The sequence below is a fragment of the Gammaproteobacteria bacterium genome (assembly GCA_032250735.1).
GTDB lineage: Bacteria > Pseudomonadota > Gammaproteobacteria > SZUA-152 > SZUA-152 > SZUA-152.
Genome location: JAVVEP010000015.1, coordinates 70949 through 81088, shown reverse-complemented (window position 1 = coordinate 81088; position 10140 = coordinate 70949). Strand labels below are relative to the sequence as shown.

10 protein-coding genes are annotated in these 10140 nt (G+C 60.7%); 9 read left to right on the top strand and 1 reads right to left on the bottom strand.

Features of this window, described 5'->3' with window-relative positions:
* Positions 1-86: 86 nt before the first annotated feature.
* The 8 genes from RRB22_10145 to pyk all read left to right on the top strand — a co-directional run bounded on the left by RRB22_10145 (position 87) and on the right by pyk (position 8331).
* Positions 87-623: a hypothetical protein gene (locus RRB22_10145; protein MDT8384766.1), complete on the top strand. Its 537-nt coding sequence runs from the start codon at positions 87-89 to the stop codon at positions 621-623.
* Between the two features lie 378 nt (positions 624-1001).
* Positions 1002-2627, top strand: coding sequence for a CTP synthase (locus RRB22_10140; protein MDT8384765.1), 1626 nt, complete (start codon positions 1002-1004; stop codon positions 2625-2627).
* A 9-nt stretch (positions 2628-2636) separates the two neighbouring features.
* A complete protein-coding gene (gene kdsA, locus RRB22_10135) occupies positions 2637-3470 on the top strand; it encodes a 3-deoxy-8-phosphooctulonate synthase (protein ID MDT8384764.1) in 834 nt (277 codons plus the stop codon).
* A 114-nt stretch (positions 3471-3584) separates the two neighbouring features.
* A complete protein-coding gene (eno, locus tag RRB22_10130; protein ID MDT8384763.1) occupies positions 3585-4868 on the top strand; it encodes a phosphopyruvate hydratase in 1284 nt (427 codons plus the stop codon).
* 9 nt (positions 4869-4877) lie between these two features.
* Positions 4878-5147, top strand: coding sequence for a cell division protein FtsB (ftsB, locus tag RRB22_10125; GenBank protein MDT8384762.1), 270 nt, complete (start codon positions 4878-4880; stop codon positions 5145-5147).
* A gap of 59 nt (positions 5148-5206) precedes the next feature.
* Positions 5207-5917: a 2-C-methyl-D-erythritol 4-phosphate cytidylyltransferase gene (ispD, locus tag RRB22_10120; protein ID MDT8384761.1), complete on the top strand. Its 711-nt coding sequence runs from the start codon at positions 5207-5209 to the stop codon at positions 5915-5917.
* A 74-nt stretch (positions 5918-5991) separates the two neighbouring features.
* Complete coding sequence (locus RRB22_10115) at positions 5992-6843, top strand: TraB/GumN family protein (protein MDT8384760.1); 852 nt, start codon at positions 5992-5994, stop codon at positions 6841-6843.
* Positions 6844-8331: a pyruvate kinase gene (gene pyk, locus RRB22_10110; protein MDT8384759.1), complete on the top strand. Its 1488-nt coding sequence runs from the start codon at positions 6844-6846 to the stop codon at positions 8329-8331.
* A 314-nt stretch (positions 8332-8645) separates the two neighbouring features.
* Here pyk and RRB22_10105 read toward each other — a convergent pair whose 3' ends face one another.
* Positions 8646-9251: an arylesterase gene (locus RRB22_10105; GenBank protein MDT8384758.1), complete on the bottom strand. Its 606-nt coding sequence runs from the start codon at positions 9249-9251 to the stop codon at positions 8646-8648.
* Between the two features lie 117 nt (positions 9252-9368).
* On the opposite strand from RRB22_10105, the gene RRB22_10100 reads away from it, so the two are divergent.
* The gene (locus RRB22_10100; GenBank protein ID MDT8384757.1) at positions 9369-10136 is read left to right on the top strand and encodes an ABC transporter ATP-binding protein; all 768 of its coding nucleotides are present in this window, start codon (positions 9369-9371) and stop codon (positions 10134-10136) included.
* Positions 10137-10140 lie beyond the last annotated feature (4 nt).

Genomic DNA, 10140 nt, shown 5'->3' with positions numbered 1-10140 from the left:
TTCATAGTAGAAATATACCCCCTCCTTCAGACTCATTTCATATTGGACAAGGCTGACGCTGGTAGTCTGTCTTCAAGCTCTCTAGAATGGGTGTTCAATTTTCTGAAAATGTTGCCCTTGCCATGATCCCCACCCTGCTGGTTATTCTCGTTTATATTGTCGGCCCTCTCGCCATCCTGGTGTGGGCGGTGAAGCGCTATAAGCATGGTGTCAGGCCTACGGTGGGTGAGGGGGTGGTGGTGGCCCTGGCGGTGTTTCTGATGGTTCTGTTTGCCTACAGTTCGAGCTGGAAGACCTCGGACGATGATCGACAGGAGCTTGCCCGGATTCTGCAGGAGCTGCCCCAGCGCTATGATTTTCCGGTGCAGGCGAAGTTCGCCGAGCGTCCGGCGGTGGAGGGTTTTGCCAAGCCGCGGCGTCTGGAGATCCATGTCTACGGTGTGGTGTCGAGCGAGGAACAGGCCAGGGTGGTGATGGTGCTGGAGAAGCTGCGCAGGCAGATCGCCTCTAAGCCGATTGTGGTGCACTTTATCCGTGAAGAGGTCTGGGAGGAGGAGCCTGATGGTACCCGCCGGCCACGGCGTGACCGCGAGGAGCTGATGCGCAAGGTGCGGATTGAATGATAGGTCTGGGGACTGAGTGCTGAGATGAATGGCACTAAGTTAAGCCCAAAGCCGCAGTCAGAGCCTGCCCCGTGAAACGCTTTGGGCATCCCGGCGCATACCCACGGGGCATAAAGGCCAGGATCCAGAATGCTCATTGGTGGTAATTTCCCTGGATTATTCGCTTCACTCACCCTTCGGGCCGCCTTTGGCGTTCAACGCGCTACGCGCTTATGTTCCGGCCTACGCCAGAATGACGGTAAGCGAGAGGACTGAGTTAGTGCCGCCCCCTGGATTTTGAAGAAACGCTCTGTTCTCCATTGAGTGGCCATCGTTGATCTGTTAATCTACTTCCCCGTCCGAAGTTCCCTCTAACCTAGCCACATTCCTGGGTTTTTAATGACCAAATTTGTATTTGTTACCGGCGGTGTCGTTTCCTCTTTGGGGAAAGGCATCGCCTCCGCCTCGTTGGCCGCCATTCTGGAATCGCGCGGTCTCAAAGTCTCCCTGATGAAGCTGGATCCCTACATTAACGTGGATCCCGGCACCATGAGCCCCTTCCAGCACGGTGAAGTGTTCGTCACCGAGGATGGCGCCGAGACCGACCTCGATCTGGGCCACTATGAGCGTTTCGTGCGCACCACCATGGGCCAGCGCAATAATTACACCTCGGGGCGCATCTATTCGGACGTGATCAGCAAGGAGCGCCGCGGCGACTACCTGGGCGGCACGGTGCAGGTGATTCCGCACATTACCGACGAGATCAAGCGGCGGATCATGGAGTGCGCCCAGGGCCTGGATGTGCTGATGGTAGAGATCGGCGGCACGGTGGGTGACATCGAGTCCCTGCCGTTCATGGAGGCGATTCGCCAGATCGGCTTTGAACAGGGCCACGACAATGCCCTGTTCATGCACCTGACCCTGCTGCCCTATATCCCCACCGCCGGCGAGCTCAAGACCAAGCCTACCCAGCATTCGGTGAAGGAGCTGCGTTCCATCGGTATCCAGCCGGATGTGCTGATCTGCCGCGCCGACCGCCCGGTGCCGGATGATGAACGCCGCAAGATCGCCCTGTTCACCAATGTCGAAGAGCGTGCCGTCATCTCGGCGGTGGATGCCGACAGTATCTACCAGATTCCGGTGCTGCTGCACGAGCAACACCTCGACCAGATCGTGGTGGACAAGCTGCACATCGACGCCCCGCAGGCGGATCTCTCCGAGTGGCAGGCGGTGGTGGATTGCCTGGCCGACCCCAATGGTGAGGTGACGGTGGGCATGGTGGGCAAGTACATGGATCTCACCGAGGCCTATAAATCCCTCACCGAGGCCCTGATCCACGCCGGGCTGCATACCCGCACCAAGGTGAAGATTCGTTACATCGATTCCGAGGATATCGAGACCGACGGCACCGACTGCCTGGAGGGGATGGATGCCATTCTGGTGCCCGGCGGTTTTGGCCAGCGCGGCGTGGAGGGCAAGATCCTCGCGATCCGTTATGCCCGTGAAAACGGCGTGCCATACCTCGGCATCTGCCTCGGCATGCAGCTGGCGGTGATCGAATACGCCCGCCACGTGGCCGGGCTGGAGGGCGCGCACAGCACCGAATTTAACCCGCAGACCCCCCACCCGGTGATCGGCCTGATTACCGAATGGATCACCGCCAGTGGCGACGTGCAACAGCGTAACAAGGACTCCGATCTGGGCGGTACCATGCGCCTGGGCGGTCAGGAGTGTGTGCTGGTCAAGGGCTCCAAATCCTACGAGTTATACGGTAAGTCGAACATCGTCGAGCGGCATCGTCACCGCTACGAGTTCAACAACAGCTATCTGGACGTGTTGCAGGAGGCCGGGATGGCGGTGGTGGGGCGCTCGGTCGATGGCAACCTGGTGGAGATGGTCGAGATCCCGGAACACCCGTGGTTTGTGGCCTGCCAGTTCCATCCCGAATTCACCTCCACCCCGCGTGACGGTCATCCGCTGTTCAGCGGCTTCATCAGTGCCGCCCGCGCCAAGGCAGGCATCTAGGCCATGAGCATGAAACTGTGCGGCTTCGAGGTCGGGCTGGATCGGCCCCTGTTCATCATCGCCGGTCCCTGTGTGATCGAGTCCGAGCAGCTGGCGATGGATACGGCGGGCCAGCTCAAGGAGATCACCACCCGGCTGGGCATTCCGTTTATCTACAAGTCGTCCTTCGACAAGGCCAACCGCTCATCCACTTCCAGTTACCGTGGGCCGGGTGTTGACGAAGGCCTGCGTATCCTGCAAAAGGTCAAGCACGAGCTGGGTGTGCCGGTGCTGACCGATGTGCATGAAGATACGCCGCTGCACGAGGTGGCCAGCGTGGTGGACGTATTGCAGACCCCCGCCTTCCTCTGTCGACAGACCAATTTTATCCAGAACGTGGCCCGCACCGGCCTCCCGGTGAACATCAAAAAGGGCCAGTTTCTTGCACCGTGGGATATGAAAAACGTGGTGGACAAGGCCCGCGAAGTGGGTAACGAGCAGATCATGGTCTGCGAGCGCGGCGTCTCGTTTGGCTATAATACCCTGATCTCGGACATGCGCGGCCTGGTGGAGATGCGTAACACCGGCTGCCCGGTGGTGTTCGACGCCACCCACTCCGTGCAACAGCCCGGCGGCCAGGGCGCCACCTCCGGCGGACAGCGCCAGTTCGTGCCGGTACTGGCGCGCTCGGCAGTGGCGGCGGGGGTGTCCGGCCTGTTCATGGAGACCCACCCCAACCCGGAACAGGCCCTCAGCGACGGCCCCAACGCCTGGCCGCTGGGTGACATGGAAGGACTGCTGGAGACACTCAAAGCGCTGGACGATACCGTCAAGGCGCGGGGTTTTGGCTACGATCCTGCGTAGCCAGCCCGTAGGGCGCAATAACCAAAGGGCATTGCGCCGTATGTCTGAGTGATACAAAACAGACTTCAAACATTTAAACCGTAAAGACCAACCAACAAAAAATCTGGAGTAGGAATGACTGCGAAAATCGCAAACATACATGCCCGCGAGATTATCGATTCCCGCGGCAATCCCACTGTTGAAGTGGACGTGACCCTGGAATCCGGCATCCTGGGGCGCGCGGCGGTGCCTTCCGGCGCCTCCACCGGTTCGCGCGAGGCGATTGAGCTGCGCGACGGTGACAAGTCCCGCTATCTGGGCAAGGGCGTGCTGAAGGCCGTGGCCAACGTCAACGGTGAGATTCGTAATGCGCTGCTGGGTAAGGACGCCAGCGACCAGGCGACCGTTGACCAGATCATGATCGACCTCGACGGCACCGAAAACAAGGACCGCCTCGGCGCCAATGCCATCCTCGGTGTGTCCATGGCGGCGGCCAAGGCGGCCGCGGCCGAGGCCGGTCTGCCCTTGTACCGTTACCTGGGCGGTGATGATGCCACCATCATGCCGGTGCCGATGATGAACATCATCAACGGCGGTTCGCACGCGGACAACAGCGTCGACCTGCAGGAATTCATGATTCAGCCGGTGGGCGCACCGAATATCGCCGAGGCCATCCGTTACGGCGCCGAGGTCTTTCATGCGCTGAAAAAGGTGCTGCACGATCGTGGTCTCAACACGGCGGTGGGCGACGAGGGCGGCTTTGCGCCGGACCTTCCCTCCAACGAGGCGGCCATCGAGGTGATCATCGAGGCGATCGAGGCGGCCGGTTATGTGCCGGGCAAGGACATCTTCATCGCCATCGACGCCGCCAGTTCCGAGTTCTACAAAAACGGCAGATACGAACTGACCTCCGAAGGCAAGTCGCTGACCGCCGCCGAGTTCGTCGACGTGCTGGCATCGTGGGTCGACAAGTATCCGATCCTTTCCATCGAAGACGGCCTGGACGAGAGCGACTGGGAAGGTTGGGCGATTCTGACCGAAAAGCTGGGTGACAAGATCCAGTTAGTCGGCGACGACCTGTTTGTCACCAATACCAAAATTCTCAAGCGCGGTATCGACAACCATATCGCCAATTCCATTCTCATCAAGGTCAACCAGATCGGCACCCTGACCGAGACCTTTGCCGCCATCGACATGGCCAAGGCCGCCGGTTACAGCTCGGTGATGTCACACCGCTCCGGCGAGACCGAGGATGCCACCATTGCCGACCTGGCCGTCGCCACCGGCACCGGCCAGATCAAGACCGGTTCCCTGTCGCGTTCGGACCGGATTGCCAAGTACAACCAGCTGCTGCGTATCGCCGAAGAGCTGGGCGAGCGGGCCACGTATCCGGGGATGGCCGCCTTTAAACGGGGCTGATGACAGCGTATGAAGGCCATCATTGCCGCCCTCGCCATCCTGTTTGTGCTGTTGCAGTTCAAGCTGTGGTTGGGTGAGGGCGGCATAAAGGATGTGTGGGCGCTGGATAATGCGAAGGCCTTGCAGGTGGCGGAAAACGCCAGCCTGAAAGAACGTAACCAGACACTCATTGCCGAGGTTGCCGACCTCAAGCAGGGCTATGAAGCGATCGAGGAACGTGCCCGTTATGATCTGGGCATGATCAAAGAGGGTGAAACCTTTTATCAGGTTGTCGATTAGCACCGGTTTTCCCAATAATGCCACCCCTTCCACCGCTCCCGTCTTCACCGCCTCCAACGATAAATAGCCATACCGCGTCCCCCGTCAATTGCTGGGCCGTCTTTCCCGCCGCCGGTGTCGGTGCGCGTATGGGCAGTCACTGCCCCAAACAGTATCTGCCGCTGGCCGGGCGTAGCGTCATTGAACACAGCCTCGACGTGCTGCTGAATCACCCGGCGATCAGCGGCGGGGTGGTGGCCCTGTCGGAAACGGACGGCTACTGGGCAGGGCTGGACTACCGGCACGCCAAACCGCTGCACCGGGCAGCGGGCGGCCGCCAGCGTTGTGATTCGGTGCTGAACGCCCTGCAGCTGCTGGCGGAGACCGTCGCGGCGGATAGCTGGGTGCTGGTGCATGATGCCGCGCGGCCCTGCCTGCGGTCGGCCGATATCAGCCGGCTTATCGAGGCCTGCAGCGCCCATCCCGTGGGCGGCATTCTCGCCGTGCCGGTGAAAGACACCATCAAGCAGGCGGATCACCGCGGCCATATCGTCGCCACCGTTGATCGTGATTCGCTGTGGCATGCACAAACACCGCAGATGTTTCGCCTCGGCATGTTGCGCGAGGCCCTGGCCCAGGCCCTGGCCGACGGGGTGCCGATTACCGACGAGGCCTCGGCGCTGGAGCATGTCGGGCAACGGCCGCTATTGGTCGAGGGTCACGCCGACAACCTCAAGATCACCCGCCCCGAGGATCTGCCGCTGGCCGAGTTTTATTTTTCTCAGCGGTAGATGTGTGTTGGGCTTGAGCAGTTTAGCAACGGCATCGACCGTCTCGCCACATGATGTCTGATAGAGGTATCCCTATGCGTTGGTTATTCCTGTTCGTGATGCTGTGTTCGTCGGCGGCTTTCGCCGAGACCTCCCTGTGGCGTGTCAGCAAGGGGGACCATTCGCTGTTCATCGGCGGCACCATCCACGTGCTGCGAGAAACGGACTACCCACTGCCGGCCGCGTTTGATAAGGCCTTCGCTGCCGCCACCACGCTGATATTCGAGACCGACGTCGCGGCCACCGAGGATCCGGTCTTTGCGCAGCAGATGATGCAACGCCTGATGTATACGGATGGCAGAAGCCTGCAGGACGGCTTGAGTCCGGCGGTATATCGGCAGCTGGAGAAATTCTGCGCCGAGCGTGGCGTGCCCATCGTCATGTTCCAGCAGATGCGTCCGCCCGCCGCGGCACTGACCCTGATGATGATGGAGTTGCAACGGCTGGGTATATCGAATGCCGGGGTGGATAGTCACTATTATCAGCGCGCCCAGGCGGAACACAAAATCATCGGCGAGCTGGAAACGCCCGCCGAGCAGCTGGAGTTTCTGGCGGGTCTGGGCGAGGGCCGCGAGGATGATTTTGTGCGCTATAGCCTGAAGGATATGCAGCAGCTTGAGACCGTTATGCGCGACCTGACCGAGGCCTGGCGAACGGGCGATCAGGCGAAAATGGCGCAACTGTCACTGGACGAGCTGCGCCGGGAATTTCCGCTTATCTATCGGCAGCTGCTGGTTGAGCGTAACAATAACTGGGTACCCCGCATTGAGGCGTTGCTGAATGATCCGGCCACCGAGCTGGTGTTGGTGGGCGCCCTGCATCTGGTGGGCAACGAGGGTGTTCTGGCGCTGCTGCGCCAGCGTGGTTATAAGATTGAGCAATGGTAAGTGTTAGACGTCGAGGATAAGCGCCTGATGGAAACCGAGATGAAGAATAAGGCCCTGGCCCTGCACTGGCGGCGGACCAAGATCATCGCCACCCTGGGGCCGGCCTCCAGTTCCCCCGCCATGATCAACAAGCTGCTGGATGCGGGGGTCAACGTGGTGCGGCTGAACATGTCGCATGGCGATCATGACAGTCATCGCCGCTTGTTTACCCGGGTGCGTACGGCGGCGAAACGGCAGAAGAAAAATATCGCCATCCTGATGGATCTGTGTGGGCCGAAGATCCGGGTCGGAGAATTTGTTCACGGAAAGATCCGCTTATCGGTCGGCCAGCAGGTGACCGTCAGCTGTCGCAATGTGGTCGGTGACGAGGGACTGATTCCCTCCCAGTATCGGCAGTTGCATAAAGACGTAAAAGCGGGCGAGCGGGTATTGCTGGATGATGGCAACCTTGAGTTATGCGTGCTTGACGTCGAGGACACCGAGGTGCGCTGCCGCGTGGTGCACGGCGGCGTACTCAAGGACCATAAGGGCATCAACCTGCCGGACTCCGTGGTGTCGACCCCGGCGTTTACCGAGAAGGACAAGCAGGATGCCCTGTTGGCGATGGAGCTGGGCGCGGACTTTGTGGCCCTGAGTTTTGTGCGCAACGCCGCCGACATCACGCGCCTGACGCGGTTCATGAATAAGCACGGTGAGGCCATCCCGGTGATCAGCAAGATTGAGCGCCCGGAGGCGGTGGTCAACATCGATGAAATCCTGGTCGCGTCCTACGGCATCATGGTGGCGCGCGGTGATCTGGGGATCGAGCTTCCCGCAGAACAGGTGCCGATGATTCAGCGCGATCTCATCAAGCGCGCGCGTCGCGCCTATGTACCGGTGATCGTCGCCACGCAGATGCTGGAATCCATGATCACCCATTCGCGACCGACCCGTGCCGAGATCGGCGATGTTGCCAGCGCGGTACATTCCAGCGCCGATGCGGTGATGCTATCGGCGGAGACGGCGAGCGGCGCCTATCCGGTGGAGGCCGTGCAGACCATGGTCAAGGTGGCGCGCGAGATCGAACGCCACCAGTGGCAGGATGGGCATTACGGCAGCCCGGTGTTTTCCGATCGGCGCAAGTCCGATTTTACCAATCGCGAGGCGGTCGCCCATGCGGCACTGGAGCTGGTGCGCGATCTCAGGTTAGAGGCTCTGATCGTGCCGACCCGCTCCGGCACCACCGCCCATGTGCTGGCGGCGCATCGCACCATGGCGCCGATGGTGGGCGTGTGTTCGCTGGAAACCGTCTGCCGCCGCCTGTCACTGCACTGGGGGGTGATTCCGGTATTCCTGGAAACGCCGGAACATCAGGACTGGCGTGACACCTGCCGCCGCATCGAGTCGCAATGCGAACTCGCCAAACCCGGCCACACCGTGCTGATCGTCTCCGGCTTTAACGACGACCCCGCACTCAACGAACCCGTCCTCAAAATGATGAGTCTGTGATTGGTAGCTGAGTGCGTAGGCCAATAATCGAAGGGCATTGCGCCGCATGAAAGAATCCCCCAAGCCGGATCGTATTGATGGTTTTGAAAATTCACTGTAACGGCGATTCATGGTGGTTGTCCCGTGAGGCATACGGCGCAATGCCCTTTGGTTATTGCGCCCTACCGAGTTGAGAACGTAGGGCGCAATAACCGCAGGGCATTGCGCCGCAGGAAAGAATCCCCCCAGGCCGCATCGTTTTGATGGTTCTGAGAATTCACCGTAACGGCCATGCATGGGTTGTCTGGTGAGGCATACGGCGCAATGCCCTACGGTTATTGCGCCCTACGAGTTAGAAGCCGCAGCAACTGTGGCCATAGGGTATCCAACAACTGCTGCTGTGCGGAGGCGTTGGGGTGCAGTCCATCGTTCTGCATGAGCTCGGGCCGGGTGGCGACGTCGGTGAGGAGGAAGGGGACCAGGGCGGTGTTATGGCGCTCCGCCAGGCCGACAAAGACCTGTGTGAATTCCTGGGTATAACGCGGGCCATAGTTGGGTGGCAGGCGCATGCCCAATAGCAGTACCTTTGCGTTGGCCTGCCGGCACTGTTCGATCATGCGGGCGAGGTTGTTCTCGATCAGGCCCAGTGGCAGGCCGCGCAGGCCGTCGTTGGCGCCGAGTTCAATGATGACGATTTCGGGCTGGTGGGTTTGCAGCGCCTGGGGTAGACGGCTCAGCCCCCCGCTGGTGGTTTCGCCGCTGATGCTGGCATTGACCACGCGGTGGGGGAGATGTTCTGCGGCCAAGCGTTGCTGCAACAGGCTGGCCCAGCCGCTGGCGACCGCCATCCCAAAGCCGGCGCTGAGACTGTCGCCCATAATCAGGATGGTGGGGGCCGCTGGCGGCTGCGGATCTGCCGCCACACAGGGTACACTGCACATCAGCGTGATGAACCCAATCACTGCCCATCTTGTCAACGCTGTAAGCGCCGTGCATCTTCCTTTTCCAAACATCATTACGAACAATAACCTGAATTCAACTGCGAGAAATAATCTGTCATGAGCGAGAGTGTGAATCAGCCGATACTGCATGTCGAGAAGCTGGGCAAATCCGTTGCCAGTCTGGATGGGAATGGAGAGCTGGTGATTCTGCATGACATCGAGCTGACGGTGCAGGCGGGCGAGTCGGTGGCCATTGTCGGGCCTTCCGGGTCGGGTAAGTCGACCCTGTTGGGGCTGCTGGCCGGACTGGATAGCCCGACCAGTGGCAGCATCTGGCTGTCGGGTCAGGATCTGGTGCCCATGAATGAGGATCAGCGCGCGGCCCTGCGCGGCGAGAAGATCGGTTTTATCTTTCAGTCCTTTCAGTTGTTGCCCACCTTCACCGCGCTGGAGAATGTGATGCTGCCGCTGGAGCTGTCGGAGCAGCGACCCTCATCCGCCGTGCTGCAACAGCAAGCCCAGGAGCTGCTGTCACGGGTCGGCCTGGCGCAGCGTCTGCACCATTATCCGAAGCAGTTATCCGGCGGCGAGCAGCAGCGGGTCGCCATTGCGCGCGCCTTTCTCTCGCAGCCGGCCCTGCTGCTGGCGGACGAACCCACCGGCAACCTGGATGCCCATACCGGTCAGCGGATTATCGATCTGATGTTTGAGCTGAACCGGGAGCAGGGCGCGACCCTGGTGCTGGTGACCCATGACCACCTGCTGGCCAAGCGCTGTGACCGTGTCCTGGAGCTGCAGGACGGCTGTTTCGTCGCGCCAACGCTGGCGGTCGAGAGGGCGACTGAGAGGGCGACCGAGAGCGCAGCCGAAAGGGCCGCCGGCTGATGGC